Below are 26,061 nucleotides of genomic sequence, written 5' to 3'. Positions count from 1 at the left end.
TGACTGCAAATGGCTCAGAATTAACAAAATTTTCCGTTCTCCAGGCCACTAGTCGCGTGATTACTTACGAATATCCGTTCAATGAGCGCATCCGCACCCTGCTGCGTCTTGAGGATTTGTTCGAAAAAACTGCGTACTTCGCCCAGGAAGACGGTGCCCTCGAGCACCACGCAGCACTGGTCTCGATGTTCGAGATCCTTGAGGTGGCCGGGCGCGCCGACCTGAAGATGGACCTGATTCAGGAACTGGAGCGTCAGCGCCAGACCCTGCTAGCCTTCCGCAACAACCCGGAAATTTCCGAAGAAGCCCTCTCCGGCGCACTGTACGAAATCGAACAGTCGTCAGCTGCCTTGCTCGGCATGGCTGGCAAGATCGGCCAATACCTGCGCGAAAACGATTGGCTGATGAGCATCAAGAGCCGCGCCGCAATTCCTGGCGGCGTCTGCGAATTCGATCTGCCATCCTATCACTGGTGGCTGCATCGTGCCCCCGAAGTCCGGCGCGAAGCGCTGGATGGCTGGATCAAGCCCATGCTGCCCTTGCGCGATGCAGCAGCCATCGTGCTGCGCCTGCTGCGCTCCAGCGGTCGGCCGAAGAACTACACGGCAACCAATGGCCAGTTCCAGCTCAATCTTGGTGGCTCCGCCGCCCAGATGGTGCGCGTCACGGTGAATGTCGACGAGCCGGCGATTCCCGAAGTCAGCGCCAACAAGTATTTCCTGAATATCCGCTTCACCAAGCCGCCGGCCGGCGAAATCAAGGCCCGGGGTTGCGAGCGCGATGTCGATTTCGATCTCACGTTTTGTAATCTGTAATGACCGTGCGCAAGGTCCGTTGTCCGCAATGCGGTGAAGACGCCCTGTGGGCGCCAGAGAATCCGTGGCGCCCCTTCTGCTCGGAACGTTGCAAACAGATCGATCTCGGTTGCTGGGCCAGCGATTCCTACCGGATTCCGGTGCAGGAAGACAGCAACGAACCGGGCATGGAGCCCGATCCTACCAGCCGCGCATAAGCGCCAGGCCGTGGGCGCCGTGGGCTTGAGCCTCGGCCATCATTTCCGTTTTCATGCCGCCCAGCGCAAACACCGGCAGCGTATTGCCAGCCAACAAGCTTTCGAATTCAGCCCAGCCGAGTCCGCTTGATTCAGGATGGGTCGGCGTCGGCAAGACCGGACCCAACAAGGCGTAATCGAGGCCAAGTTCGCCGGCCCGGCTGATTTCTGCCGCGCTGTGGCAGGAGGCGCCCACCCAGGTGAAATCCGGGCGTTGCTGGCAGGCAGCCAGCCGTGCCGCCGATAGGTGCAGGCCATCGGCGCCGATGCGTCTGGCCAGTTGCTCGTCGTCGTTGATGACAAGAAGCGCGCCATGGCTGCGGGCCAGTTGCCGTACGGCTTCGGCAAACCACAGGCGATGGGCCGGCGGCAAGGTCTTGTCGCGAATCTGGATCAGGCGCAGGCCGGCATTCAGGGCTTCTTCGAGGCGTTCCAGTTGGCGTTCGGTGCCTTCGTTTTCTGCCATCGTGATGGCCATCGTTGTCGGTAGCGATAGCGCTTTCAGGATGGGATCGTTGGCCGGCAGGATGGGGGCGACGCTGGCGGCTGCTCCCGTTTTTTGCCATTCGACCGCCGAGTGTTCGAGCGGTGCGGTGATGCCGATCTCGCCATCCCAGGCCGTGACCCGCCAGAAGTTCAGGCGGACGGTGGCGTGCGGATAGGTGAATTGGCGGGTCAGCCACGGGGAGCAGGCGGTGACCGTGATGCCCAGCTCCTCCTGCAGTTCGCGGATCAGTGCCTGGCGGACCGTCTCGCCCGGCTCGACCTTGCCACCGGGGAATTCCCAGTAACCAGCATAGACCTTGCCTTCCGGGCGCTGGGCGAGCAGGAATTCGCGGCTATCGGCGCGCAGCATGACGGCGGCGGCGACTTCGACGATCTTGGTCATTTGGCTTTCTTCCTGGCGGGTTTCTGGCGGCCGGCCAGATCCTTGGCAAATTGCCAGGCGACGCGCCCGGAGCGTGAGCCTCGACCGAGCGACCAGTTCAGCGCCTCGCGCTCGCTGTCGGCGATGACGTTTTCAGGTACGCCGAGTTCGCGCGCCCAGTGCTGGAAGACGGCGAGGTAGTCTTCCTGGCTGAACGGGTAGAAGGAAATCCACAGGCCGAAGCGGTCGGACAGCGAGACCTTTTCTTCCGTCGTGTCGCCGGGACGGATTTCACCATTGACGGTGTGCGTTTCGAGGTTTTCCGAAAAATACTCCGGCATCAGATGGCGGCGGTTCGACGTGGCGTAGATCAGTACGTTGTCGGGCGGTGCCGCGACCGAGCCGTCGAGCACCGATTTCAGTGCCTTGTAGGCCGTCTCGCCGGCTTCGAAGGAGAGGTCGTCGCAGAAGATGATGAACTTTTCCGGGCGTCCTTCCAACAGGTCGATGATGTCGGCCAGCTCGACCAGATCGTCCTTGTCCACCTCGATCAGGCGCAGTCCCTTGGCGGAAAACTCGTTGAGCATGGCCTTAACCAGCGACGACTTGCCGGAGCCGCGCGAGCCGGTCAGCAGTACGTTGTTGGCCGGGTTGCCGGCGACGAACTGGCGAGTGTTGGCAGCAATGCGCTCCTTCTGATCGTCGATCGTTTCGAGATCGGACAGGCGGATCGGGTGCGGGTGGCGGACGGCCTGTAGCCAGCCACGGCCATTGCTCTTGCGCCAACGGAAAGCGACGGCAGATTGCCAGTCGGGTTGCGGCAGCGGCGGGGGCAGGGCGGCGTCGAGGCGGGCCAGGGCGGCTTCGGCCAGGGCAAGCAGGCGTTCCAGTTGCGGGGAATCGGTCATGGGGGCGGGTATACTTCGCGGCAAATCGAGAACTCTAGCGAAAGCCATGCGAAAAATCCAAGTTGCAGCCCTTTTATTTGTCGGCTTTCTGGCCGCGTGTTCGACCGTGCCGCCCACGTCGGCGCCGAAGCCCGCGGCTACGCCTGGCGCTTGTGCACCGTGTCCGGCCTGCCCGCTCTGTCCGGCAGTTACGCCGCTGCCAACGCCCGTACCAGCATTCAGCCGTTCATATAGCCCTGCCAACTGGGGTGATTTGCCGGGCTGGGCAGAAGATGATCTGGCCGCGGCCTGGCCGGCCTTCATGCAGTCCTGTCGCGGTATTGCCGGACGGGGGAATGCGGCGGGCTGGAAACGTGTCTGCGAGTTGGCGAAAGCGGTGGATGGCCAATCGGGGGGCGAGGCGCGGCGTTTCTTCGAGCAGCATCTGAAACCTTACGCGATCGCCAATGGCGATGGCGCCGTTAACGGACTGGTCACCGGCTATTACGAACCCTTGTTGCGGGGCAGCCGGACGCGGGCGAAAGCTTATGAGCAGCCGGTGCGGGGGGTGCCTGACGATCTGCTGACCATCGACCTGTCCGCCGTCTTCCCGGAGCTCAAGGACAAGCGCGTGCGTGGCCGCCTGGAGGGCAACAAGGTAGTGCCCTACTGGTCGCGGGCCGAAATCTCGGCGCGTGGCGACAAGGTGCCGAGCAAGACGCTGCTCTATGTCGACGATGCCGTCGAGCTGTTCTTCCTGCAGGTGCAAGGTTCGGGGCGGGTCAAGCTGGCCGATGGCGGCATGGTTCGCCTGAATTACGCCGACCAGAACGGGCATCCCTATCAGTCCATCGGCAAGGCGCTGGTCGAGCGTGGCGAGTTGAAGCTGGAAGAGGCGTCGATGCAGGGCATCCAGGCCTGGGCTCGGGCCAACCCGGCACGTCTGGATAATCTGCTCAATACGAATCCGAGCTATGTCTTCTTCCGCGAAGTGCCAAACAGCAACGACGGGCCAATCGGCGCTCTCGGCGTGCCGCTGACGGCGGAGCGCAGCATTGCTGTCGATCCGCGTTCGGTGCCGCTCGGTTCGCCGGTCTTTCTGGCGACGACCCATCCGAACTCGGCGGCGTCGTTGAACCGTTTGGTCATGGCGCAGGATACCGGTGGGGCGATCAAGGGGGCTGTGCGTGCCGACTTCTTCTGGGGCTTCGGCAAGGAAGCCGGCGAACAGGCGGGGCGGATGAAACAGACTGGCCGGATGTGGGTTTTACTGCCGGCAGAACTTGCGCCGAAATGAGGCGCTGGCGCACCGCTATCGAGCGCGATTGTCTGCAATCGCACCAAGTCGGTGCCTTGTGTTGCGCAATGATGTTTGCAATGCACTGATTTGTAACATTTTTAATGCACTGGAATGGTGCTTGCTTCCAGCTTTCCAATCTTTGTTTTTGGGGGTTTCATGGAAACGTATCAATCCAGCAGCAACGTACTCTTCATTTTGCTCGGTGCCATCATGGTGCTGGCCATGCACGCCGGCTTCGCCTTCCTCGAAGTCGGTACTGTTCGCAAGAAAAATCAGGTCAATGCCCTGGTCAAGATCCTGAGCGATTTCGGCATGTCGACCATCGCTTACTTCTTCGTTGGTTACAGCATCGCCTACGGCGTCAATTTTTTCTCCGGCGTCGAAACGTTGATGGAAAAGAACGGTTTCGAGCTGACCAAGTTCTTCTTCTTGCTGACTTTCGCCGCAGCGATTCCAGCCATCATCTCCGGTGGCATTGCCGAGCGGGCCAAGTTTCACCCGCAGCTAATCGCCACCTTCCTGCTGGTTGGCTTCGTCTATCCCTTCTTCGAAGGCATCGCCTGGAATCAGGCTTTCGGCATCCAGGCCTGGCTGAAAGCCAGCTTTGGCGAAGAGTTCCATGACTTTGCCGGTTCGGTCGTCGTGCATGCGATGGGGGGCTGGATCGCCTTGCCCGCCGTGCTGCTGCTGGGCGCTCGCTACGGGCGCTACAGCAAGGATGGCCGGATCTCCGCCCATCCGCCGTCATCGATCCCTTTCCTGGCGCTGGGCGCCTGGATTCTGACCGTTGGCTGGTTCGGCTTCAACGTGATGAGCGCCCAGACGCTCGACAAGATTTCCGGCCTGGTCGCGCTGAATTCACTGATGGCGATGGTCGGTGGCACGCTGGTGGCACTGGTCGCCGGCAAGAACGACCCCGGCTTCCTGCACAACGGCCCGCTGGCTGGCCTGGTGGCGGTGTGTGCCGGTTCCGACCTGATGCACCCGATTGGGGCGCTGGTGGTTGGTGGCGTGGCTGGCGGCCTCTTCGTTGTCATGTTTACGCTGGTCCAGAACCGGTGGAAGATTGATGACGTACTGGGCGTCTGGCCGCTGCACGGCATGTGCGGCGCCTGGGGCGGCATTGCGGCCGGCATTTTCGGCAGCAAGGCGCTCGGTGGCGCCGGTGGCATTGCCTTCATGCCGCAACTGATCATGACCGCCCTGGCCATTGTCGTCGCCATGGCCGGCGGTGCGCTGGTCTATGGCGCCTTGAAGGCAACGCTGGGCCTGCGTCTCGACCAGGAAGAAGAATACGAGGGCGCTGACCTCAGTATTCACAAGATCACGGCGACACCGGAGCGCGAGCCGAACTGGTAGCTTGCGACTGGGAGACAGAAAAGTCTGTTGGACAGTAGATAAACAAAGCCCGGCAAATGCCGGGCTTTGTTTATCTTGACCTTCAGCAATTCGGCCTTTGCTGCCGGTGGGTCTGGCAGCCAGCGGTTGGCGTACCGCCGCCGTAACCATGCGACTGTTTTCGAAAGTGAATTCAAACCCGTAGGCGGAATCATCGGTGCTGGCTTGGATGAAATGAAGTGGTACCAACCGGTTCGAGCCGATGATGAGCTCTATCTGGAGATCGAGATTCTTGAGGTGCGCCCGTCTAAATCCAGGCCGGAACAAGGCATGGTCAAGGCTCGTATAAGCACATTCAAAAACCTCAGCAAGGTCGTTCAGATTTTTGTGGCTAATCTCGTTGTCAAAAGGAACATTGCGCAATGAAGATTCGCTAAACACCCGCACGTGCCAATTGCTTCGACACGGGCAGTGTGCAATGCGCTACCGGTTAATGCCCCCAGAATGCGTCTTCTTGAGCCTGGTTACTGGAGAACAGGCGAACCTCAGCGATCTTGCCCCCTTCGATGCGGATCAGGTCCACACCGGGTTGCTTGAGCTTGATGCCATTTGCTTCGCCACCGAACTCCAGGGTGATAGCCACCCAGTCGCCATTGGCCATGTAGTGGTCGGCACGAGTGATTGCGAACGTTCCATTCGACGTTTCCATCATTTTGCCCAGCATCGGCCCGACCGCAGCCATGCCACGGTGCACGCCGGAAAACTGATTGTTGCCGGGCTGATGCCAAACAACATCGGGTGAAATGAGGCTCCCCAGTGTGGCTTGGTTGCCAGTCTGTACGGCCTTGATGTAGTTTTTTGCGATGTCAATATTGCTCACGGTGCACTCCTTGGTAAAAAACATTGTGGGAAGACTATTGCGCCAGTGCGCTGTTCAGAATCGATAACTCTGCCCATCGTCAGGCACCAAGACGCGTCGCTTGTCCAGTTTTTGCTCGTTGATGAAGGTACGCAGCTCCTCGCGCGTAAGCATGGCGTGGTTAACCGACTCCATGTGGACTCCGACGATACTGGCCTTGGGCGAGAACCGGTAGGCGCGCGCCACATCGTCCTTGCCCATGATGATGGATCCATCGAAACCATTGACCTGGGCGTACCCAGTGTTGAGGAACACAACATCAGGTTGATAGCGGGTGAGAGCGTCTTCGACATTCTTGTTCCATATGGTGTCGCCAGCCACATAGGCGGTGGGATGGTTCGGGCGAACGAACACGATGCCCATCACGTCGCCGAGAAGCTCGGCCAACTGGGGTACGGCAAAGAAGTGGTTGCTGCCGTGTTTGCCGAGAGTTTTGATCAGACGGGTACCCTTGAAATCAAGACCCTCTTCGGTAAGTACGCGTACATCGGTGAAACCGTCCTCGCGCACCTTGGCTGCATCCTTTTCATCCTGGGTAAAAATGGTCATCGTACGCGGTACCAGATAGCGCGCGGCCGGGTCCCAGTGGTCTTCGTGAATATGACTCAGGATGATCGCGTCGGCTTTGAGTACGTCGGCAATCGGCACCGGCAGATCAACCAGCGGATTGCGCAATTCGCTTCGCGGCGTGCCATCAAAGCCTTTGTAGGCACCTTTGACAGCCAGCATGGGGTCGATCAGGAAGGTGGTGCCTGCATAGGTGAGTTTCATCGTGGCATTGCGGATCAGTTGAAATCCGACCTGCCGAGTCGCAGCCTTCGCTTTGGCAGAGTGGGCGTGACCGGCTTCATGCGCTTGAACCGTACCGGCAATGCCGATGCCGAGCAGCAGTGCACACATCAGGCTGCATGTGGTGCTTAAAGATTGGGGTGATTTCATTTTTGTGCTCCGGAGAAAATTGCTTGTTTTAACGGTTCGCACTCAGATCTGCGCCAGGTACTCGGCTGTGCTGGTGATCGTGCCGTATGCGAATGCCAGTGCCGCCATCGCGGTGGCATGCACCTGGGCTGCGGGCACCACTGTTGCGCCGAATTGGAGATCCATCGTTGCGCAAGCATCGTGCACCACAGTGACGGGGTAGCCGAAGTCGGCGGCGGCGCGGGTGGTGGCTTCCACGCACATGTGGCTCATCGCACCAATCACCACCAGTTCTGTGACGCCCTGTTCGTCCAACATCTGCTTCAGCCCCGTGTCGCGGAACGAGTTGGGGTAGTTCTTGACGACGACCGGTTCGCCGGCGATCGGGGCGACGGCGGGGATGATCTGCGCGCCATCGCTTCCCGGCACAAAAACAGGCGCATCGGGCGTTGCGAACTCATGCCGGACATGGATGAGCAATTCGCTCTTGGCGCGCGCCGAGGAAATGATGCGAGCGGCGTTTGCCAGGGCAGCTTCGATCCCGACCAGTGGCAGCTTGCCAGTGGGCAGGTACTCGTTTTGAAGGTCTACGACGACGACTGCTCGTTTGCTCATGGATTGCCTCTTTATTTCAGGTGATGGTTCTTTGGGGGGTAAAGGCGAACCGAGAAGGGTTCGGTGATGCGCTGCCTGAATTTTCGCGAAAGGCTGAATAACGCACCATTGGCCCAAATAACTTGTTTCGATATAATTGGGCCAAAATGCTTTCTCTGTATTTGGAGGTTTCATGCCGCCCATCCGCGTCGCTGTCCTCGCCTACGAAGGCGTCAGCCTGTTCCATCTCTCGGTGCCCGGTATGGTGTTCGGCATCGAACCTGCGCCCAGCGGCCTGCCGCCTTACGAAGTGCGGTACTGCGCCCCCACGCCTGGCCGCATACGCAGCGATCAGGGCGTAGAGATTGAGGTGCCCGACGGCCTGGAGTTAATGGCCAAGGCCGATATCGTCGTCGTCCCTGCCTGGAATCACCCGGAACACGTCGCCCCAATTACGTTGACGGATGCGCTGCAACAAGCCAATGCCCACGGTGCCCAGGTTGTAGGACTCTGTCTGGGCGCTTTCGTGTTGGGGGATGCGGGACTACTCGATGGACGGCGTGCAACCACCCATTGGGCCTGCCGTGAGCTTTTCGCACAGCGCTTTCCGAAGGCAGACTTTCATCCCGACGTGCTTTATGTCGATGACGGCGATGTCATCACCTCTGCCGGGACGGTGGCCGCGATTGACTGCTGTCTAAACCTCGTGCGCCAGCGCCACGGGGCCGATGTTGCAAATCGTGTGGCGCGACTGCTGGTGACGCCGCCGCATCGCCAAGGCGGACAGGCGCAATACATCGAACAGCCGGTGCCGATTCTGCCCAGCGAGAGCCGCCTGCCGGGTGTGCTTCAGTGGGCGCGAGAGCATCTTTCAGAGCCACTGTCTTTGGATGTGCTGGCCGATATAGCGCGGATGAGTCGGCGGACTTTTACCCGGCGATTTCGCGAGGCCACCGGCACGACCGTGGTCAAGTGGCTGGCTTTCGAGCGTATCGCGAGAGCGCAGCAATTATTGGAGACAACGGATATGCCGATTGAGCGGGTTGCGGCAGAAGTAGGCTTTGGCACAGCGCTATCGCTACGCCAATATTTTTCGAACCAGGTGCACACATCGCCGTCGTCGTATCGGCGAGCCTTCCGCGACGCTCGGCAGGGAGTTGGTGAATCTGAGCAATCTGCTTGATCTGTGTGCCAGGGTTGCTGGTGTAATCATTGGAGATAAAACCGAACACCGAGGTATCCCGTAGTTCAACGGGCTGCGGCCAGGAATGGAGGTCACGGAGTTTGAATATCGCTACTTCAGTACTCGGCCAGTTGCTGCCACTCGTCAATTCGGCAATTCAGTCACTCGAACAACCGCTCGATTTTGGAAGCTGCCGGAGGTCGGCCCAATGCGAACAGTCCGGTCATTACTGCTGTTAGATTCATGACTCTCCAAACGCCTGCCGAATTCTTTGTGCAACTTCTCCAAGTTGAGTGGCAGAAGGGTCTTTGCGGGGCCAAGATAAAGCAATGCCATCATTTTCATGGCCGCAGCCGCCTCTTCAGGTGTGATGTCAATCAGAGTGGCGGCGTGGCGCTTGACTGCAATCAGGACATGCCCAGGGTTGACTTGGCCAAGGTCCAAAAAGGCAATAGTTGAATCATCCTCATACACTTTGGCAGACGGGATCTCGCCATTTACCAGACGACAAAATATGCAGGAGTCAGGCGGGGGTGTGTCGATGAAATCAGGCAACAATTCGGCCATTGCGGTCTTCGGCCTGCAGGCTGATTCGGTCAGAAATACTCTATTAAGCAGCTCTTCGACAGCCAATCTCGCTGAACTGTAGGACAGCATGGAGTGCAGCAGCATTCCGGAACTGCGAATGCAAAGCCGATACCGATGGTTGTTGCATGGCGGATGAATTCGAGTTGATCCATTGTCGGACATGGATCCAGACGTGGTTTTTACCGATTTTTTATACCCCCACCCCCAGCTTTTTCGAAAACTTTGATAGCGCTTTTCCTAGTATGACCCTGTCGCAATACCAACATGGGGTGTACTTATGGATCTCGTCTATCTCGCCGGCATCGGGCTGTTCTTTGCCCTGATGCTCGGTCTCGCTGCCGGCTGTGCCCGGCTCGGGGGTGCCAAATGACCTGGCTTTTCATTCTTAGCGGCGCCGTCGCCGTTGGCCTGCTGGTCTATCTGATCGCCGCGCTGATCAACCCGGAGAACTTCTCATGAGCAATCATGCCTGGTTACTGCTCGGACTTTTTCTGGTCATCCTGTTGCTGACAGTCAAACCCATGGGAACTTACATCGCCAACGTGATGGAAGGTCGCTTCCGGCTGGCCGGCAAGATCGAAAGTCCGATCTATCGCCTGTGCGGTATCCGCCCGGACGAGGAAATGGGCTGGCTGAAATACGCCTTCGCCATTTTGCTGTTCAATGTCCTCGGCGCCCTTGCCGTCTACGCCCTGCAGCGCCTGCAGGCCGATCTGCCGCTCAATCCGCAGGCCTTCCCCGCCGTCAGTCCGGACTCCGCCTTCAACACGGCGATCAGCTTTGCCACCAATACCAACTGGCAGGGCTATGGCGGCGAAGCGACGATGAGCTACCTGACCCAGATGCTGGCGCTGGCCGTGCAGAATTTCCTGTCGGCGGCGACCGGCATCGTCGTCGTCATCGCCCTGATCCGCGGCTTTGCCCGCCATACGGCGAAGACTGTCGGCAATGCCTGGGCCGACCTGACGCGCATCACGCTGCATATCCTGCTGCCGATCTCCATCGTGTACGCAATCTTCCTGACCAGTCAGGGCGTCATCCAGAATTTCGACGCCTACAAGGATGTGACGACGCTGGAAGTGACCAGTTTCGAGACACCCAAAGTCGACGATGCCGGCCAGCCGCTCAAGGATGAAAAGGGCGCTGTCGTCACCGAACCGGCACAGACGCAAACCCAGACGCTGGCCATGGGCCCGATCGCCTCGCAGGAAGCGATCAAGATGCTGGGTACCAACGGTGGCGGTTTCCTCAACGCCAACTCGTCACACCCCTATGAAAACCCGACGCCGCTGACCAACTTCATCCAGATGCTGTCGATCTTCCTGATCCCGGCCGCGCTGTGCTTCACTTTCGGCCGCATGGTCGGCGACACCCGTCAGGGCTGGGCCGTGCTTGCGGCGATGACCCTGATGTTCGTCGCCCTGGCCTATGCTGCGATGCATTTCGAGCAACAGGCCAATCCGCTGCTCACCCAACTGGGCGTCGATGCGTCCACCGGCAACATGGAAGGCAAGGAAACCCGCTTCGGCATCGCCGAATCCGGCCTGTTCGCCACCATCACGACGCTGGCTTCCTGTGGTGCGGTCAACGCCATGCACGACTCGTTCACGCCGCTCGGCGGGCTGGTCCCGCTGATCGACATGCAACTCGGCGAAGTGGTGTTCGGCGGCGTCGGCACCGGCCTCTACGGCATGCTGGTCTTCGCCATCATGGCCGTCTTCATCGCTGGCCTGATGATCGGCCGCACGCCGGAATACCTGGGCAAGAAGATCGAGGCCTTCGAGATGAAGATGGTCTCCATCGCCATCCTGGTTACGCCGTTGCTCGTGCTGGTTGGCACCGCCGTCGCGGTGATGCTCGCCGACGGCAAGGCAGGCATCGCCAACCCGGGCGCCCACGGCTTCTCGGAAATTCTCTATGCCTTTACCTCGGCCGCCAACAACAACGGCAGCGCCTTCGCCGGCCTCTCCGCCAACACGCCGTTCTACAACGTGATGCTCGGTATTGCCATGTGGTTCGGGCGTTTCGGCGTGATCGTGCCGGTGCTCGCCATCGCCGGTTCGCTGGCTGCCAAGAAGCGCATCGCCGTCGGTGCCGGCACCCTGCCGACCCATGGCCCGCTGTTCGTCACGCTGCTGATCGGCACCGTGCTGCTGGTCGGTCTCCTGAATTACGTCCCGGCGCTGGCCCTTGGCCCCGTCATCGAGCACCTTGTGCTCTCGGCCGCTCACTAAGCCTGCGGAGAAAACAATGACACGCAAGACTTTTACCCTGTTCGACCCGACGCTGGCCCTGCCGGCCGTCGCCGATGCCTTCCGGAAACTGAATCCGGCCGTGCAATGGCGCAATCCGGTGATGTTCGTCGTCTACGTCGGCAGCATTCTGACCACCATTCTCTGGCTGCAAGCGCTCGGTGGCCAGGGCGAGGCACCGGCCGGTTTTATCCTGATGATCACCATCTGGCTGTGGTTCACCGTCCTTTTCGCCAATTTTGCCGAAGCCCTGGCCGAAGGGCGCAGCAAGGCGCAGGCCGCTTCGCTGCGCGGCCTGAAGAAGGAAACCTGGGCCAAGAAACTGCTTGAGCCAAGTTTTGGCGCCAAGTGGAACCTGGTCCCGGCTGCCGACCTGCGCAAGGGCGACGTCATCGTCGTCCAGGCCCAGGAGACCATTCCGGCTGACGGCGAAGTCATTGAAGGCGTCGCCTCGGTGGACGAATCGGCCATCACCGGCGAATCGGCACCGGTCATCCGCGAATCCGGCGGCGACTTCTCGGCCGTCACCGGCGGCACCCGCGTGCTATCCGACTGGATCGTCGTCCGGGTTACCGTAAATCCGGGCGAAACCTTCGTCGACCGCATGATTGCCATGGTCGAGAACGCCAAGCGCCAGAAGACGCCGAACGAAATTGCCCTGACCATCCTGCTCGTCGCACTGACCATCGTCTTCCTCGGCGTTGTGGTCACCCTGCTGCCCTTCTCGATGTTCAGCGTCGAAGTGGCCGGCGCCGGCACGCCGATCAGCATCACGGTCCTGATTGCCCTGCTCGTCTGCCTGATCCCGACCACCATCGCCGGCCTGCTGTCGGCCATCGGCGTGGCCGGCATGAGCCGCATGATGCAGGCCAACGTCATCGCCACCTCCGGTCGTGCCGTCGAAGCCGCCGGCGACGTCGACGTGCTGCTCATGGACAAGACCGGCACGATCACGCTGGGCAACCGCCAGGCCTCCGCTTTTCTGCCAGCCGATGGTGTGACCGAAACCGAACTGGCCGATGCCGCCCAGCTCGCCTCGCTGGCTGACGAAACGCCGGAAGGGCGCAGCATTGTGGTGCTGGCCAAGCAGCGTTTCCAGATTCGCGAGCGCGACATTCACGCCCTCGATGCCCACTTTGTACACTTCTCGGCCCATACCCGCATGAGCGGGGTGGACATGGCCGGTCGCCAGGTGCGCAAGGGTGCCGCCGATGCCATCAAAAAGCATGTCGAAGCCCTCGGCGGCAAATTCCCGCCATCCGTACTGGGCTATGTCGAAGAAGTCGCCCGTCGCGGCAGCACGCCGCTGGTGGTCGCTGATGGGACGCGCGTCATGGGCGTCATCGAGCTCAAGGACATCGTCAAGGGCGGCATCAAGGAACGCTTCGCCGAACTGCGCAAGATGGGCATCAAGACCGTCATGGTGACCGGTGACAACCGGATCACGGCAGCCGCCATCGCCGCCGAAGCCGGGGTCGACGACTTCCTCCCGGAAGCGACGCCGGAAGCCAAGCTTGCCTTGATTCGCGAGTATCAGTCCGAAGGCCGGCTGGTCGCCATGACCGGCGACGGCACCAACGACGCCCCGGCGCTGGCCCAGGCCGACGTCGCGGTGGCCATGAACACCGGCACGCAAGCGGCCAAGGAAGCCGGCAACATGGTCGACCTCGACTCCAACCCGACCAAGCTGATCGAGGTCGTCGAAACCGGCAAGCAGATGCTGATGACGCGCGGCTCGCTGACTACCTTCAGCATCGCCAACGACATCGCCAAGTATTTCGCGATCATCCCGGCGGCCTTCGTGACGACCTATCCGCAACTCGCCGCGCTCAACGTCATGGGCCTGGCCAGTCCGGCCTCGGCGATCCTGTCGGCAGTGATCTTCAATGCCTTGATCATCGTCTTCCTGATTCCGCTGGCTTTGAAGGGCGTCAAGTACCGCCCGCTCGGCGCTGCGACCCTGCTGCGCCAGAACCTGGCGATCTACGGCCTGGGTGGCGTCATCGTTCCCTTTATCGGCATCAAGCTGATCGACCTGGCGATTGCCGCCGTCGGCCTGGCTTGAGGAGAAAACCCATGAAAACCCTGTTACGTCCTGCCGTCAGCCTCTTCGTCCTGCTCACCGCCATCACCGGCGTCGTCTATCCGCTCGCCGTGACCGGCATCGCCAAGGCCGCCTTCCCCGAGGCCGCCGGTGGCAGCCTGATCGTCAAGGATGGCAAGGCAGTCGGTTCCCGCTTGATCGGCCAGAACTTCACCGATCCCAAATATTTCTGGGGCCGACCTTCGGCCACCGGGCCGATGCCGTACAACGCCAGCGCTTCCGGCGGCTCCAACCAGGGCCCGCTCAACCCTGCGCTGGTCGACGCGGTCAAGAGCCGGGTCGAAGCTTTGAAGGCGGCCGATCCCGACAACAAACTGCCGATTCCGGCCGATCTGGTCAATGCCTCGGCCAGCGGCCTCGATCCGCATATCAGCCCGGAGGCTGCTGCCTACCAAGTGACTCGGGTCGCCGGCCAGCGCCATCTGCTGCCGGCCGACGTCAAGGCCCTGGTCAGCCAGCACACTGAAGGCCGCCAATGGGGCGTCTTCGGCGAACCCCGGGTGAACGTTCTCCAACTCAATATCGCGCTTGATTCGCTTCGCAAATAAACCAAAGAAAGACTCTCATGAAAAAATCCCTGATCGCCCTGGCTCTGGTTAGCGCCTTTGCTGCTCCAACCTTTGCTGAAGAATCTGCCCCGCCCCCGGAACACTCACTGACCGGCAACGTTGGCCTGTTCTCCAGCTACCGCTTCCGCGGCATCGACCAGACTTTCAGTAAGCCGGCCCTGCAAGGCGGCATCGACTACGCCCATTCCAGCGGCCTCTATGTCGGCAACTGGAACTCCAACGTCAATTCCGGCGCCGGCTATCCGGAAGGCAATCTGGAAATGGACCTCTACGGCGGTTACAAGATGGCCTTCGGCGATTTCGGCATTGATGTCGGCGGTATCTATTACTACTACCCGGGCTCCACCTACCTGAACAAGACCGTGAAGAACGGCGAAGTCTACGTCGGCGCCAGCTGGAAGTTCATTTCCGTCAAGTATTACTACGGCCTGACCGACTACTTCGGCGCCAAGACCGCCACCGGTGGCGATACCAAGGGTGTCAGCTACATCGACCTCAGCGCCAATTACGATCTGGGTAACGGCTGGGGCGTCAATGGCCACGTCGGCTATCTTGATTTTGACAAGGTCAACAACGGCTCCTACACCGACTGGAAGCTGGGTGTAACCAAGGATCTGAGTGGCTGGATTGTCGGCCTTGCTTGCATCGGTACCGATGCCAAAGGTAACTGCTCTTCCGGCGAGTTCTATTGCTTCTCCAACGACCTGAGCACCGCCGGCAATCAGACGGGTAGCAAGACCAGGGATGCCGGTCGTGGCACTGCTGTCCTGTCGGTTAGCAAAAGCTTTTGATTGAGTGAAGGGGAAAGGCCCATGCCCGAAACCGAGTTTGTGAATGGGAAAGTGGGCCACCCCGCTGCCCTTAGCCGCCGCTGGATCGCAAGATAGCGGATTTATCACCCTGTCGAGGAATGCAAATTGAAAACCATCCCTGATCTTCTCCAACTCCAGGACATCGTTCTCGATCTCGATGTGGCCAACAAGACGCAGCTTCTTGAAGAAATCGGCTGGCACATGGAAAAAGCACATGGCATGCCGCACGAGTGGGTGACACTTAGCCTCTCCCGCCGGGAGCAGGTTGGATCAACCGGCCTTGGCGAAGGGTTTGCCATCCCCCATGCCCGTATCAAAGACCTGGACCGGATACAGGTTGCCTATCTACGTCCCCGGTCGCCGCTCCCGTTCGATGCGCCCGATGGCAAGCCGGTTACGGATGTGCTCGTGCTGCTCGTACCCAAGCAGGCGACCGAGGCACATCTGACCATTCTGGCCGAGGCAACGCAGATGTTTTCCAATCGCCGCTTCCGCGAAAGCCTGGGCCTGTGCAATACGGCACTGGACGTCAAACAACTATTCCAGCGCTACCCGCTCGTGTCCTGATTTCATGCGCGGGTTTTTACGTTCTTTTTATGGTGCAACGCCAATATTTTGCAAAATCTTGAAATCGTTTTGCCTAGTATGGTTCGTGTGCCTGGCGGGTTGATACAAGTGAGCATGGATGCTGTTAATTTTCTGTTGGCGGTTGCCGCCATCCTCATTCCCTTGGGACTGGCCTGGCTATTCATCAATCGAAAGTGAAGGACAAAATGAACTCGGACTTATGCATCGGCATCGCCTCGACGAATGACTCTCTTGAAATCGCCGCTCTCGAACCAGGCAAGGCTGCCGTAGTAATGAAATTTCCGGCAACGGGAATGGGGGTAGAAGGAATCAGGGTCTTTCTGTCCGGATATGGCAAGCCGGTGCGAATGGCGGTGGCAGGCGTGGCGGCACTGGGTCTGGCGCTCAACCTCGGGAATGCCTGTGGCCGGGAAACGTTCATCGTTTCATCGGCGATCGCCGATCAGGCGGTGGCCTTGGCACGCTATGCCGAACATGCGGCCTGAAGCATCATGGCCATCCACACTTGCCCGGTTTGCGGTAGCCGTCATGAGGTACATACTGTGCTGGATCGCCTGTCATACGGTCGTCAGAGAACCTGCTCCCCTCGCTGCAAGGCTGTTTTTCGCGGCGTGGCACGAGCCAGGGTACTTGCCGGAATAGCCGAAAAATAGGGTCGAAATTTCATGTCAGACCAAAGACCGGACCCCGACCAGTTGCTGAATCGCCTGAATGCTGAAGAAGCCAAGGCCCGGCGCGGCAAACTGAAGATATTTTTTGGCGCCTCGGCTGGCGTGGGCAAGACCTACGCCATGCTCGGGGCTGCCCGGCAGCAGCTTCTGCAAGGCGTCGATGTCGTCATCGGCATCGTCGAAACCCACGGCCGGATGGAAACGGAGGTCATGGCCGACGGTCTGGAGCATCTGCCCTTGCGGGACATTCCCTACCGTGATCGTGTTCTCAGGGAGTTCGACCTCGACACGGCGCTGATTCGCAAGCCGGCGCTGATCCTGATGGACGAGCTGGCCCATTCCAACGTCGCCGGTTCGCGCCACGCCAAGCGCTGGCAGGATATCGACGAATTGCTGGCGGCCGGCATCGATGTCTATTCGACCGTCAATGTCCAGCATCTGGAAAGCCTCAACGACGTGGTCAGCGGCATCACCGGCATTCGCGTCTGGGAAACCGTGCCGGACAAGGTCTTCGATGCCGCCGACGAGGTCGTGCTCGTCGACCTGCCGCCGGACGAGCTTCTGCAGCGCCTGAAGTCGGGCAAGGTCTATCTCGCCAACCAGGCCGAGCGGGCCATCCGCAACTTTTTCCGCAAGGGCAACCTGATCGCCCTGCGCGAACTGGCCCTGCGCCGCACGGCTGACCGGGTTGACGACCAGATGTTGCAGTATCGGCGTGACCAGTCGGTTTCGCCCGTCTGGCAAACCAGGGATTCCTTGCTTGCCTGCATCGGAACCAGTGCATCTGCGGAAAAAGTTGTCCGTACCACAGCCCGCGTGGCCAGCCGGCTGGAAGCGCCGTGGCACGCCATCTACATTGAAACCCCGGCCCTGCAGCGCCTTTCAGAAGCGAACCGCCACCGCATCCTGCGCAACCTCAAGCTGGCTGAAGAAATGGGCGCCCAGACGGCGACGCTGTCGGGAAACATTGCGGAAGAAGTCGCCGTCAAATACGCCCGCGACCACAACCTGTCGAAAATCTTTGTCGGCCGGGATCACCCGCGTCCATGGCACCCCTGGTACCGCTCTTTCGCCGACCGTGTCGGCCAGCGAGCCCCCGACCTCGACGTCCTTCAGGTAGCACGTTCCGATACTGAAAGGGAGCAGGCCAGATCGGATGAGGAAAGCGTGGTCGACGGCATCGCCCAGCAATGGCCGGCCTACGCCAAGGCCGCCTTCGGATGCGCCCTGGCCGGCCTGGCCGCCACGGCGATCTTCCCGATTGTCGATCTGCCCAACATCGTCATGGTCTTTCTGCTCGCGGTAGTGCTGGTCAGTGTGCGCTATGGTCGCGGCCCGGGCGTTCTGGCTTCCTTCCTGGCGGTCGCTATTTTCGACTTTTTCTTCGTGCCGCCGCGCTTTTCCTTCGCGGTCTCCGACGTGCAATACCTGATGACCTTTTTCGTCATGCTCGTGGTTGGCCTGATTACCGGCCAGCTGACGGCTGGCTCGAAATACCAGGCCAAGGTGGCTATGCGCCGCGAGCAGCGTGTTCGCTCGCTTTATGAAATGTCGCGCGATCTATCGGCGGCACTGATGCCCGAGCAGATCGCCGAGATCGGCGAACGCTTCATTGTGGCCGAACTGGGCGCCAAAGCGGCCTTTCTGCTGACCGACGACAATGATCGGCTGCAACCGGCCCTGCCTTCAGCCAACGGCCTGCCCGCCGTCGACATGGGGATTGCCCAGTGGGCCTTCGATCATGCCGAGCCAGCCGGCCAGGGCACCAACACGCTGGCGGCCAGCCCCATCCTGTATTTGCCGCTCAAGGCGCCGATGCGTTTGCGTGGCGTACTGGCGCTCGAAGTACGCCATACGGATCGCCTGCTGATCCCGGAACAGCGGCGACTGCTCGACACCTTCGCCTCGCTGATCGCCATCGCGCTTGAGCGCGTGCACTACGTCGAGGTGGCCCAGAACACAACCGTGCAGATGGAATCCGAGCGTCTGCGCAACTCCGTGCTGTCGGCCATTTCGCACGATTTGCGGACGCCGATGAGCGTGCTGGTCGGCCTCGCCGATTCGATGTTCCTGACCCAGCCGCCGCCGACCGGCCCGCAGGCCGAGATTGCCCACTCCCTGAAGGAGGAAGCGCTCCGCATCAGTGGCCAGGTCAACAATCTGCTCGACATGGCCAAGCTGCAATCTGGTCGGGTCGAATTGAACCGGCAATGGCAGCCGCTCGAAGAGGTGGTCGTCAGCGCCTTGAAAACCCTGGAGCGTGCCTTTGCCGAGCACCAGATCAAGGTCTCGCTCGATGAAAACCTGCCGCTGGTGAATATCGACTCCGTGCTCATGGAGCGGGTCATCTACAACCTGCTGGAAAACACCGTGAAGTACACACCCGCCGGTAGCCTGGTGGAAGTCGGCGCCAAGGTCGGGGAGCGGACCATCGAGGTCTGGGTCGACGACAACGGCCCCGGCCTGCCGGCAGGGAAAGAGGAAATGATTTTCAAGAAATTCGAGCGCGGCCAGCCGGAAGGTGCCACCCGCGGCGTCGGGCTGGGGCTGGCCATTTGCCGGGCCATCGTCGAGGCACATGGTGGAGAAATCCATGCCGAAAACCGGCCACAAGGGGGAGCGCGCTTCATGTTTACCCTGCCAAGAGGTAACCCGCCCATGCTCGATGTCGAAGAAGCCCCCGAGGACAAGGAGAGCCGCTGAATGTCTACCGCCACGCCCACCGTAATTGTCGTCGAGGATGAAGCGAAGATTCGCCGCTTCATCAAACTGGCGCTGGAGGCCGAGCAACTGGAGGTCTTCGAGGCTGACTCAGTGGCACGGGGGCTGATCGAAGTCGGCACCCGGCAGCCCGATCTCGTCGTGCTTGATCTTGGCTTGCCGGATGGCGACGGCATCGACCTGATCCGCGATTTGCGGACCTGGTCGGAAATTCCCATCATCGTCCTCTCGGCACGCACGGCCGAAGCCGACAAGGTGGCGGCGCTCGATGCCGGGGCCGACGATTACCTGATCAAGCCATTTGGCGCCGCCGAACTGCTGGCCCGGGTCCGTGCTCACCTGAGACGGCGTTTCCGGGCCGGAACGACGGGCCTGTCGGTGTTCGAATTCGGCAATGTTCGCGTCGATCTGGGCAAGCGCATCGTCGAAAAAGATGGGCAGCAGATTCACCTGACGCCGATCGAGTTCCGGCTGCTCGCCTACCTGATCGCCAATCCCGATTCCGTCCTGACCCACCGCCAGCTATTGAAGGCGGTCTGGGGGCCAAACCATATCGAGGACAGCCACTATGTTCGTGTCTATATGGGGCATGTCCGGAAAAAAATCGAGGACGACTCGACTCGACCGAAATTCATTCTTACGGAGTCGGGTGTTGGATATCGCTTTGTGACTTAGTGGCGTGTATGCAGTGACCAGTTTTCGTGCCGCTTGAATCCAAGCTGACTGCATTTGGGTGGGGCGTCGTGTGGGGGCTCGTTGCCCAGTGCAGATCACCCCCCGAAGGGCTGATCACTGGTTGTTTGCTGACCCAGGAGACTAGCCAGTGAAATGTCTTCCGAGGCCAAACTTCGGCCTCATGCCCACGGCAAGGCCGCTCTGACAAGTAGTGGGAAGGTTCCATCAGAACGCTCCGCCGGACGCAGGCCATTCACAAATTTGGGCCGGCAAGGTAGAGCCGAAATATGGCTTTCGATAGACTTCACAGCATCCTGACTCCACTCGCAGCGCCATGGCCACCGAAGTTGAACTGAAACTCTACTGCTCTCCCGACGATATCGCTCGCGTTGGGATTCATCCCCTCATCGCGGCAGGTGTCGAATCCGGCCCCGCCAAGCGCCTGGAAAACACCTATTACGACACCCCGGATCTGGCGCTGCACCAGGAGCGAATGGCGCTTCGGGTTCGCGCCACACCGACTGAACGCCTGCAAACGGTCAAATGTGCAGCCAAGTCTGTGGCCGGTCTGTCGGCCCGTCCCGAGTGGGAAACGCCTTATTCGGGGGCGTTCGATTTCAGCGCCGTTGATGCCCGCAAGGTGCGGGCTTTTCTGGAAGAACGGCAGTCGAGCCTGGTTCCGGTGTTCACCACATCGTTTGAGCGGCGAACCTGGCGCATCGAGATTTCCAGGAAAATTGCCCTATGGGTCATGGTGGATACTGGCTACGTATCGTCAGGCGACCGGGTCTTGCCCATTTCAGAGGTGGAGCTTGAGCTGGAGCAGGGCAACCCGGAAGACCTGCTCGATTTTGCCACGGCCCTGGCCACACACCTGCCGCTGGTGCCTCACGATGTCAGCAAGGCCGAGCGCGGCTACCAGTTATTCTTGAACCAGATTCCCGGTCCCCAGAAAGCACTCCCCAGCCCTCTGGACGTCAAGCAGAGTTCGGCGGAAGCGTTCCGGCTTCTGGCCAGCCAGGGCATGCAGATGTGGCAAGCCAATCTTCTGGGCGCCCTGACATCGCAAGACCAGGAGTTTGTGCATCAGTTTCGGGTTTCCCTGCGTCGTCTCAATAGCCTCATCAAGGTCTTCAAGCCAGCGTTGCCGAGGCGCTACCAGTCGCAATGGACGAAACGCGTCAAGGAACTGTCGCGGATTACCGGGGATGTCCGTGACCTGGATGTGATGCGCTCTGGGATACTGGTGCCGATGTTGCAGAGCGATGAGTCGCAAATCCGCGCCAATGTCAGTGCTGCGGTGAGCGCGCTGGATAAGGCCAAGCAGGAAGCGCTCGTACAGGTACAACAGCTGCGCTACGGCGGCCCCGTTCTTTTGTTTGCCCGCGATTTGCAGGATTTGGAGACCGACGATTTCCCGAAAAACCTGCCACGGTTCGCCGAAAAGCAACTCTCGGTTTTGCACCGGAATGCGGTGAAACTGCTGGTCAAGACGCTCAAGGCGCCAACGCCGGAGCGAGCCCATCGCTTCCGCATCGCCTTGAAGCATCTGCGCTATTCGTGCGAGTTTTTCGCTCCCCTGTTCGACAACGCCGAGATGCTTGAGTACGCGAAAGCGATTGCCGGTCTGCAGGATGCGTTTGGCTTCATCAACGACTTCCAGGTCGCCCTTTCCCGCTTGCATGACTGGGTGGCGCAAGAGGCAATTCCGCAGGAAGCTCGTGAAGCCGTTGCGGTGTGGCATACCCCGCAGGCACAAGCCGTGCTGGCCGATGCCTTGCATCTTGCCGAGTCGGTGATGAGCCGCTGTCAGCCTTGGTGTACGGAATGCGAACGGCGGGGGCTGACGGAGATCCGGCGCCGCATGCAACACGACATCAAGCTGCAAGTCGAATAGATGATCGAGTCGCGTGCCTTGCCTCTGCCCGAGCATCGGGCGCTGAATATGCTGGTCGTGCCGGTATGGATTGTTTCGAGTCAAAGCAGCGAAGTTCTTTTTGCAAACGCGGCTGCGGAGCGGCTGTCCTCTACCTCGGACCTGCATGCACTGCGCCATGGCAGTCATTCAGCCCATGCGGAAGAACAGCTTGCCGCCTATCTGCCGGCACTACGGGCCCGCGAGTCCATCATCGAAATCTGGACCATTCTTCAAAATGGAAAGCCTGTTCCCCTGAGTTGCCAGTTGTCGTTGCTCAACCAGAATTCAGACGGAGAGCAGATCCTCGTTGAAGGAATACTGTCCAGCCTGCCAGCTGCCGCTGTTTTGCCGTCTTGCGACCTCATGGGGCATGGTCTCTACGACCAGCTATTTCATTCAAATGGGGCGCCCATGCTCCTGATCGACCCGGCGGCCGATGGCCTCATCATTGATGCCAACCTGGCAGCATGCCGGTTTTATGGCTACACCCGGGAAGGTTTCTGCCGCAAACACACCTGGGAAATAAATGCGCTCGGCCGGCAGGTGCTGTCCATCATGAGCGAGGTGGCCAAATTGCCCGGGGGGCACCGACCGCTCAATTTTGTTCATTGCCTTGCCGACGGCAGCCTGAGAGATGTGCAGACCTATGCCAGTCCGCTGGAAATCGACGGAAAGCGGCTCATGCTGTGCGTTGTTCATGATGTTACCGAGCAAAAACGCCTGAAGAACGAACTCGAATTTGCAGCGTTGCGCGACCCTTTGACCAGCCTGTGGAATCGCCGCCATTTTCTGAATTTGCTGGAAAAGGCACGTCAGCAGAAGCGGCGTAACGATATGGACTACTGCCTCTTGATTCTGGATGTCGACCATTTCAAGCGCATCAATGACCAATTTGGTCATGACAAGGGGGATGAGGTGCTCGTCTTACTGGCCAAAAAACTCGAGAGCCGGGTTCGGGAAACTGACTCAGTGTGCCGCTGGGGCGGGGAGGAGTTCACCATTCTCCTGACGCAAACGGACATCGGGAATGCGGCTCATCTTGCAGAATGCTTGAGGGTATCCGTCACCGAGATACAGATTCCGGCGCTACCCCGCATTACGGTAAGTATCGGTGTCGCTCAGCATCAGCATGAAGAAGCGACCGAAAGTCTGCTCAGGCGGGCCGATACGGCGCTCTATCAGGCAAAGGCCTCGGGGCGAAACAGCGTGGTCGCCGGCTGAGGCAGTATCGGTCGTGAATGGCGCGGCTTCTAACCGCGAAGCCGCCCCGTTGAAGCGTTCAGCTTATTTCTTCGGGCGACCCGTCTTGATGCGTTCAACCAGGCCAAACGCCTTGGCGAGTTCAGCATCATCAAGCTTGGCCAGCGTCACCACGGCGGCGCGCAAAATTTCGCTCTTCTTCACCTCAACGCCGGCAGTCAGCGCACGCTGCTTGAGGCTTGCAAACAGCGCGTAATCGCTCTCCGGAATGGTGAAGCTGTCGCGGACCAGTTTCGGCTTCTTCGGCGCTTGCTTCTTTGCCTTGGGGGCTTTCTCCGCTTTTTCCACCTTGGGGGCTTCGACTGCTTTTTCCTTGGCGGTGACGGGGGCTGCCTTGACCGGTTTGGCCGGCGCCTTGGGGGCCGGAGCTGGCTTTTCAGCGGCTACTTTCTTGGTCGCCTTTTCTGCCACCACCTTTTTGACCGCCTTGGGCTTGGCCGCCACTTTTTCTACCGCAGCAGCCGTCGCTACTGGCTTCTTGGGCTCCGGTGCCGCGGGTTTGGCGGTAACCGGCTCACTCTTTTCAACAACCGGGGTGGCGACTTCGGTGGCTTTGACTTCGTCTTTCGCTGGCTGAACTGCGGCTTCCTTGCTCATTTTGCTCTCCTAAACTGGCATCAAAGGTATAAACTATATAAACACTTTATACACTAATCGGAAGCAAAGCAATTTAGATGCGCAAAATCATGGTGGCCAATCCCAAAGGTGGATGTGGCAAATCAACCCTGTCGGTTCATATAGCAAGCTGGTTTGCCCGGCACGATGAGATTGTTTATTTGGGCGACCTCGACCGGCAGCAATCAAGCCGGCATTGGCTGGAGGCTCGCCCCGATAAGCTGTCCCCGATTCGGCACTGGGAAATTTCCGGTGACGATTTCCAGCTGCCGCCCAAACACTGCAACTTCGCTATTCTGGATACGCCTGCCGGTTTGCATGGCAAGCGCCTGAAAGAGGCGTTGAACGCCGTGGACAAGGTGGTCGTGCCGGTCTCTTCGTCGCGTTTCGATATGCTGGCCACCCGTGAGTTCTTTGAAGAGCTTGCCGCAACCAAAGCCGTGCGCAAGGAGCGGGTGGATATTGCCGTCGTCGGGATGCGTGTCGATGTCCGCACCCATGCCTACACCCAGTTGCTTGAATTCCTTAAGGAATTTGACCTGCCGGTGGTTACGTGCATCGCCCAGTCGCAACGCTACTTGCAGGCGGCCGACACCGGGGTCACGCTTTTCGACAATGACTCGAATTCGGCCGCCGTGGACATCCAGTGGCGTCCGTTGTTGAATTGGCTGGTTAGCCGTCACTGAGCGTGATGTTCGCCAGGATTACTTCGCAGAAATAACAAGGAGACAATTGAAATGATTCCCATCGAGATCTTTTCTCACAACACCGCAAAAATCACGATCCCGGCAGGCCAAGCCCTCTTCCGCGAAGGCGATGATGGCCATCAGATGTTCGTCCTCGAAACCGGCACTGCTGAAGTGCTTGTTCAGAACCGCGTCGTCGAAACTCTGGCGCACGGCAGTATCGTTGGCGAGATGGGCCTGGTGTCGCCAGGGCCGCATTCGGCCAGCGTGATTGCCACGACAGATTGCGAATTCGTCGCGGTCGATGAAAAGCGCTTTCAGTTCCTGGTGCAACAAACGCCGTATTTCGCCATTCAGGTCATGCGCATGATGGCGGAGCGACTTCGTGCAACGAACAAGTTGCTGGTGGGTGCCGAGTAAAAAGCGCCGTCCTGCTGCAGGGGGTTGAAAGAAATCCCCAGCTAATGCCCGGCTGCTTTCTCAAGCAGCCCCTTCTTGATGGCAATCGAGGTTGGCCCATTGAATCGGGATGGCAGTTGCTTGGCCGCGAACCAGCGGAAGTCGCTGTGTTCGCGATTGAGGCGCGGTGAGAACCCCCGGTCAGCTTTGATCACGAAGTAATGCATATCCCGCTCATCCTGCCCCGAGCGAAGCCGTCGGGAGACCGTATGCAGTTTTGCCAAGTGTCGCGGCTTGATGCTTAACCCAGCCTCTTCGCCCAGCTCACGCGCAAGGGCTTCCCGGGGGCGCTCACCGTTATCGATACGCCCGCCAAACAGATTCCAGGCTCCGCTTTTATTGACCTTGGACGAGCGTTTCCCCATCAGAAATTTACCGGTAGCGGCGCAGTAAATGACAGCCCAGGCGCCTGGTTGGCTATATCCCTTGTCCATGTCTGAAGTTCGCGGTGGCAGTTGTAGTTGAGTCGTTTCGAATAATGTAAACGATTTATATTGTTTAATTATTTCCGTTTAATGACACCGTTTTGAACTTGCTTCGACTTTGCCGGAGGCTGGATTTGGCTTGCTCGCCTCCTTGCACCATGTGCTTCGCGCCATGGCAACTATCCCTGCATCGGCTTGCCGGGTGGTGAAATGCCTCGTTTCGTTGCACCAAGGGCGTCAGTAACTTGTTCGTTATCTGACGCCCCTTTTGTGTGACCAAGGCTTAGCGGCCTCGGCCACCGCCCATTCCTCCGCCGGGACCCATGCCGCCCATGCCACCGCCGGGGCCCATGCTTCTACCCATACCTCCGCCTTGCTGCGGCGGGTCATCCGGCAAGGTAACTCCTCGTTCCTTGGCACGCAGCTTCATTTGCTCATGGTGCTCCAGGCGGACCTGCTCACGCTCTTGAGCCGTTTTTGCTGCGTTCATTTTCGTGCGATGTTCCATCCGTTCTTGCTTGGTCATCATCTGACTGCCGTAAATGGGTTCATCCGCGGCGATGGCACCCGAGGTCATCAAGCCCAGAGCGATTGCAGACAGCATGATTTTTACGGTGTTTTTGGTCATTTTGGCTCTCCCAATAAAGCAACAAGTCACTC

The 26,061-nt window shown here is 59.6% G+C and carries 29 protein-coding genes; 20 read left to right on the top strand and 9 right to left on the bottom strand.

Translation table 11 applies throughout. The features are described 5' to 3' along the window. Nucleotides 1-56: 56 nt before the first annotated feature. Both zapD and KI617_RS17665 read left to right on the top strand, forming a co-directional pair. On the top strand, nt 57-815 hold the full coding sequence (gene zapD, locus KI617_RS17670) for a cell division protein ZapD (protein ID WP_226448529.1): 759 nt from the start codon (nt 57-59) through the stop codon (nt 813-815). Then, nucleotides 815-1,012: a DNA gyrase inhibitor YacG gene (locus KI617_RS17665; protein ID WP_226448527.1), complete on the top strand. Its 198-nt coding sequence runs from the start codon at nt 815-817 to the stop codon at nt 1,010-1,012. Before zapD ends, KI617_RS17665 begins: the two co-directional genes overlap by 1 nt. On the opposite strand, the gene KI617_RS17660 is transcribed toward KI617_RS17665, so the two are convergent. Together KI617_RS17660 and KI617_RS17655 are read right to left on the bottom strand one after the other, a co-directional pair. Next, a complete protein-coding gene (locus KI617_RS17660; RefSeq protein WP_226448525.1) occupies nt 996-1,940 on the bottom strand; it encodes a Nudix family hydrolase in 945 nt (314 codons plus the stop codon). The two genes, KI617_RS17665 and KI617_RS17660, sit on opposite strands and share 17 nt — an antisense overlap. Continuing rightward, entirely contained in the window at nt 1,937-2,827 is an 891-nt protein-coding gene (locus KI617_RS17655) for an ATP-binding protein (RefSeq protein WP_226448523.1), read from the bottom strand. The genes KI617_RS17660 and KI617_RS17655 overlap by 4 nt, the downstream gene beginning before the upstream one ends. 96 nt (nt 2,828-2,923) lie before the next feature. On the opposite strand from KI617_RS17655, the gene KI617_RS17650 reads away from it, so the two are divergent. The 4 genes from KI617_RS17650 to KI617_RS17635 all read left to right on the top strand — a co-directional run bounded on the left by KI617_RS17650 (nt 2,924) and on the right by KI617_RS17635 (nt 5,870). After that, on the top strand, nt 2,924-3,061 hold the full coding sequence (locus tag KI617_RS17650) for a hypothetical protein (RefSeq protein WP_226448521.1): 138 nt from the start codon (nt 2,924-2,926) through the stop codon (nt 3,059-3,061). Between the two features lie 19 nt (nt 3,062-3,080). Then, the gene (gene mltA, locus KI617_RS17645) at nt 3,081-4,103 is read left to right on the top strand and encodes a murein transglycosylase A (protein ID WP_226448519.1); all 1,023 of its coding nucleotides are present in this window, start codon (nt 3,081-3,083) and stop codon (nt 4,101-4,103) included. A gap of 159 nt (nt 4,104-4,262) precedes the next feature. Further along, nucleotides 4,263-5,465: an ammonium transporter gene (locus KI617_RS17640; RefSeq protein ID WP_226448517.1), complete on the top strand. Its 1,203-nt coding sequence runs from the start codon at nt 4,263-4,265 to the stop codon at nt 5,463-5,465. Nucleotides 5,466-5,540: 75 nt separating this feature from the next. Further along, a complete protein-coding gene (locus tag KI617_RS17635) occupies nt 5,541-5,870 on the top strand; it encodes a hotdog family protein (protein WP_226448515.1) in 330 nt (109 codons plus the stop codon). A gap of 64 nt (nt 5,871-5,934) precedes the next feature. On the opposite strand, the gene KI617_RS17630 is transcribed toward KI617_RS17635, so the two are convergent. Genes KI617_RS17630 through KI617_RS17620 form a run of 3 tightly spaced genes read right to left on the bottom strand, consistent with a single transcriptional unit; the run spans nt 5,935 to nt 7,896 of the window. Further along, nucleotides 5,935-6,324, bottom strand: a complete 390-nt coding sequence (locus KI617_RS17630; RefSeq protein ID WP_226448513.1) for a nuclear transport factor 2 family protein — start codon at nt 6,322-6,324, stop codon at nt 5,935-5,937. Nucleotides 6,325-6,378: 54 nt separating this feature from the next. After that, complete coding sequence (locus tag KI617_RS17625; protein ID WP_226448512.1) at nt 6,379-7,302, bottom strand: MBL fold metallo-hydrolase; 924 nt, start codon at nt 7,300-7,302, stop codon at nt 6,379-6,381. Between the two features lie 42 nt (nt 7,303-7,344). Beyond that, on the bottom strand, nt 7,345-7,896 hold the full coding sequence (locus KI617_RS17620) for a cysteine hydrolase family protein (protein ID WP_226448498.1): 552 nt from the start codon (nt 7,894-7,896) through the stop codon (nt 7,345-7,347). Between the two features lie 172 nt (nt 7,897-8,068). Here KI617_RS17620 and KI617_RS17615 point away from each other — a divergent pair, with 172 nt between their 5' ends. Next, nucleotides 8,069-9,058, top strand: a complete 990-nt coding sequence (locus tag KI617_RS17615; protein WP_226448497.1) for a GlxA family transcriptional regulator — start codon at nt 8,069-8,071, stop codon at nt 9,056-9,058. 144 nt (nt 9,059-9,202) lie between these two features. Here the strand turns inward: KI617_RS17615 and KI617_RS17610 are convergent, their stop codons facing one another. Then, a complete protein-coding gene (locus KI617_RS17610; RefSeq protein ID WP_226448495.1) occupies nt 9,203-9,730 on the bottom strand; it encodes an HIT family protein in 528 nt (175 codons plus the stop codon). A gap of 282 nt (nt 9,731-10,012) precedes the next feature. On the opposite strand from KI617_RS17610, the gene kdpF reads away from it, so the two are divergent. The 11 genes from kdpF (at nt 10,013) to KI617_RS17555 (ending at nt 23,177) form a co-directional block, all read left to right on the top strand. Continuing rightward, a complete protein-coding gene (gene kdpF, locus KI617_RS17605; protein ID WP_226399476.1) occupies nt 10,013-10,105 on the top strand; it encodes a K(+)-transporting ATPase subunit F in 93 nt (30 codons plus the stop codon). Then, nucleotides 10,102-11,880, top strand: a complete 1,779-nt coding sequence (kdpA, locus tag KI617_RS17600) for a potassium-transporting ATPase subunit KdpA (protein WP_226448493.1) — start codon at nt 10,102-10,104, stop codon at nt 11,878-11,880. The genes kdpF and kdpA overlap by 4 nt, the downstream gene beginning before the upstream one ends. A gap of 16 nt (nt 11,881-11,896) precedes the next feature. Then, nucleotides 11,897-13,963: a potassium-transporting ATPase subunit KdpB gene (kdpB, locus tag KI617_RS17595; RefSeq protein WP_226448491.1), complete on the top strand. Its 2,067-nt coding sequence runs from the start codon at nt 11,897-11,899 to the stop codon at nt 13,961-13,963. Between the two features lie 11 nt (nt 13,964-13,974). After that, nucleotides 13,975-14,550, top strand: coding sequence for a potassium-transporting ATPase subunit KdpC (gene kdpC / locus KI617_RS17590; RefSeq protein WP_226448489.1), 576 nt, complete (start codon nt 13,975-13,977; stop codon nt 14,548-14,550). A 17-nt stretch (nt 14,551-14,567) separates the two neighbouring features. After that, nucleotides 14,568-15,362: a TorF family putative porin gene (locus KI617_RS17585; RefSeq protein ID WP_226448488.1), complete on the top strand. Its 795-nt coding sequence runs from the start codon at nt 14,568-14,570 to the stop codon at nt 15,360-15,362. Between the two features lie 126 nt (nt 15,363-15,488). Continuing rightward, nucleotides 15,489-15,950: a PTS sugar transporter subunit IIA gene (locus KI617_RS17580; RefSeq protein ID WP_226448486.1), complete on the top strand. Its 462-nt coding sequence runs from the start codon at nt 15,489-15,491 to the stop codon at nt 15,948-15,950. Nucleotides 15,951-16,144: 194 nt separating this feature from the next. After that, a complete protein-coding gene (locus tag KI617_RS17575) occupies nt 16,145-16,456 on the top strand; it encodes a hypothetical protein (protein WP_226448484.1) in 312 nt (103 codons plus the stop codon). Between the two features lie 180 nt (nt 16,457-16,636). Then, nucleotides 16,637-19,345 carry a two-component system sensor histidine kinase KdpD gene (kdpD, locus tag KI617_RS17570; protein WP_226448482.1) on the top strand — a complete coding sequence of 903 codons (2,709 nt, stop codon included), beginning with the start codon at nt 16,637-16,639 and terminating at the stop codon, nt 19,343-19,345. Beyond that, entirely contained in the window at nt 19,346-20,038 is a 693-nt protein-coding gene (gene kdpE / locus KI617_RS17565; protein WP_226448480.1) for a two-component system response regulator KdpE, read from the top strand. A 334-nt stretch (nt 20,039-20,372) separates the two neighbouring features. After that, nucleotides 20,373-21,935 (top strand): CYTH and CHAD domain-containing protein, encoded by a 1,563-nt coding sequence (locus tag KI617_RS17560; protein ID WP_226448478.1) that lies wholly within the window; start codon nt 20,373-20,375, stop codon nt 21,933-21,935. Beyond that, nucleotides 21,936-23,177 (top strand): sensor domain-containing diguanylate cyclase, encoded by a 1,242-nt coding sequence (locus KI617_RS17555; protein ID WP_226448477.1) that lies wholly within the window; start codon nt 21,936-21,938, stop codon nt 23,175-23,177. It abuts the gene before it with no gap. Between the two features lie 63 nt (nt 23,178-23,240). Here the strand turns inward: KI617_RS17555 and KI617_RS17550 are convergent, their stop codons facing one another. Then, nucleotides 23,241-23,813, bottom strand: coding sequence for a hypothetical protein (locus KI617_RS17550; RefSeq protein ID WP_226448475.1), 573 nt, complete (start codon nt 23,811-23,813; stop codon nt 23,241-23,243). Nucleotides 23,814-23,890: 77 nt separating this feature from the next. Between KI617_RS17550 and KI617_RS17545 the strand changes: the two genes are divergently transcribed. Both KI617_RS17545 and KI617_RS17540 read left to right on the top strand, forming a co-directional pair. After that, entirely contained in the window at nt 23,891-24,517 is a 627-nt protein-coding gene (locus KI617_RS17545; RefSeq protein WP_226448473.1) for a ParA family protein, read from the top strand. Nucleotides 24,518-24,568: 51 nt separating this feature from the next. Beyond that, nucleotides 24,569-24,937 carry a Crp/Fnr family transcriptional regulator gene (locus tag KI617_RS17540; protein WP_226448471.1) on the top strand — a complete coding sequence of 123 codons (369 nt, stop codon included), beginning with the start codon at nt 24,569-24,571 and terminating at the stop codon, nt 24,935-24,937. Nucleotides 24,938-24,978: 41 nt separating this feature from the next. Here the strand turns inward: KI617_RS17540 and KI617_RS17535 are convergent, their stop codons facing one another. Both KI617_RS17535 and KI617_RS17530 read right to left on the bottom strand, forming a co-directional pair. Next, nucleotides 24,979-25,410, bottom strand: coding sequence for an NUDIX hydrolase (locus tag KI617_RS17535; RefSeq protein WP_226448469.1), 432 nt, complete (start codon nt 25,408-25,410; stop codon nt 24,979-24,981). A 274-nt stretch (nt 25,411-25,684) separates the two neighbouring features. Then, complete coding sequence (locus KI617_RS17530) at nt 25,685-26,029, bottom strand: hypothetical protein (protein WP_226448468.1); 345 nt, start codon at nt 26,027-26,029, stop codon at nt 25,685-25,687. Nucleotides 26,030-26,061: the final 32 nt, after the last annotated feature.

The sequence above is a fragment of the Ferribacterium limneticum genome, from assembly GCF_020510625.1.
Classification (GTDB): domain Bacteria; phylum Pseudomonadota; class Gammaproteobacteria; order Burkholderiales; family Rhodocyclaceae; genus Azonexus; species Azonexus limneticus_A.
The sequence above is the reverse complement of the archived record's forward strand: the minus strand, read 5'-3'. Positions and strand labels throughout refer to the sequence as shown.

What these genes read in the sequence shown, in the direction of transcription:
- KI617_RS17665 (WP_226448527.1), top strand. Translation starts at nt 815, where the DNA reads ATGACCGTGCGCAAGGTCCGTTGTCCGCAATGCGGTGAAGACGCCCTG.
- KI617_RS17660 (WP_226448525.1), bottom strand. Translation starts at nt 1,940, where the DNA reads ATGACCAAGATCGTCGAAGTCGCCGCCGCCGTCATGCTGCGCGCCGAT.
- KI617_RS17655 (WP_226448523.1), bottom strand. Translation starts at nt 2,827, where the DNA reads ATGACCGATTCCCCGCAACTGGAACGCCTGCTTGCCCTGGCCGAAGCC.
- KI617_RS17640 (WP_226448517.1), top strand. Translation starts at nt 4,263, where the DNA reads ATGGAAACGTATCAATCCAGCAGCAACGTACTCTTCATTTTGCTCGGT.
- KI617_RS17625 (WP_226448512.1), bottom strand. Translation starts at nt 7,302, where the DNA reads ATGAAATCACCCCAATCTTTAAGCACCACATGCAGCCTGATGTGTGCA.
- KI617_RS17620 (WP_226448498.1), bottom strand. Translation starts at nt 7,896, where the DNA reads ATGAGCAAACGAGCAGTCGTCGTCGTAGACCTTCAAAACGAGTACCTG.
- KI617_RS17615 (WP_226448497.1), top strand. Translation starts at nt 8,069, where the DNA reads ATGCCGCCCATCCGCGTCGCTGTCCTCGCCTACGAAGGCGTCAGCCTG.
- KI617_RS17610 (WP_226448495.1), bottom strand. Translation starts at nt 9,730, where the DNA reads ATGCTGCTGCACTCCATGCTGTCCTACAGTTCAGCGAGATTGGCTGTC.
- kdpF (WP_226399476.1), top strand. Translation starts at nt 10,013, where the DNA reads ATGACCTGGCTTTTCATTCTTAGCGGCGCCGTCGCCGTTGGCCTGCTG.
- kdpA (WP_226448493.1), top strand. Translation starts at nt 10,102, where the DNA reads ATGAGCAATCATGCCTGGTTACTGCTCGGACTTTTTCTGGTCATCCTG.
- kdpB (WP_226448491.1), top strand. Translation starts at nt 11,897, where the DNA reads ATGACACGCAAGACTTTTACCCTGTTCGACCCGACGCTGGCCCTGCCG.
- kdpC (WP_226448489.1), top strand. Translation starts at nt 13,975, where the DNA reads ATGAAAACCCTGTTACGTCCTGCCGTCAGCCTCTTCGTCCTGCTCACC.
- KI617_RS17585 (WP_226448488.1), top strand. Translation starts at nt 14,568, where the DNA reads ATGAAAAAATCCCTGATCGCCCTGGCTCTGGTTAGCGCCTTTGCTGCT.
- kdpD (WP_226448482.1), top strand. Translation starts at nt 16,637, where the DNA reads ATGTCAGACCAAAGACCGGACCCCGACCAGTTGCTGAATCGCCTGAAT.
- kdpE (WP_226448480.1), top strand. Translation starts at nt 19,346, where the DNA reads ATGTCTACCGCCACGCCCACCGTAATTGTCGTCGAGGATGAAGCGAAG.
- KI617_RS17560 (WP_226448478.1), top strand. Translation starts at nt 20,373, where the DNA reads ATGGCCACCGAAGTTGAACTGAAACTCTACTGCTCTCCCGACGATATC.
- KI617_RS17555 (WP_226448477.1), top strand. Translation starts at nt 21,936, where the DNA reads ATGATCGAGTCGCGTGCCTTGCCTCTGCCCGAGCATCGGGCGCTGAAT.
- KI617_RS17550 (WP_226448475.1), bottom strand. Translation starts at nt 23,813, where the DNA reads ATGAGCAAGGAAGCCGCAGTTCAGCCAGCGAAAGACGAAGTCAAAGCC.
- KI617_RS17545 (WP_226448473.1), top strand. Translation starts at nt 23,891, where the DNA reads ATGCGCAAAATCATGGTGGCCAATCCCAAAGGTGGATGTGGCAAATCA.
- KI617_RS17540 (WP_226448471.1), top strand. Translation starts at nt 24,569, where the DNA reads ATGATTCCCATCGAGATCTTTTCTCACAACACCGCAAAAATCACGATC.
- KI617_RS17535 (WP_226448469.1), bottom strand. Translation starts at nt 25,410, where the DNA reads ATGGACAAGGGATATAGCCAACCAGGCGCCTGGGCTGTCATTTACTGC.
- KI617_RS17530 (WP_226448468.1), bottom strand. Translation starts at nt 26,029, where the DNA reads ATGACCAAAAACACCGTAAAAATCATGCTGTCTGCAATCGCTCTGGGC.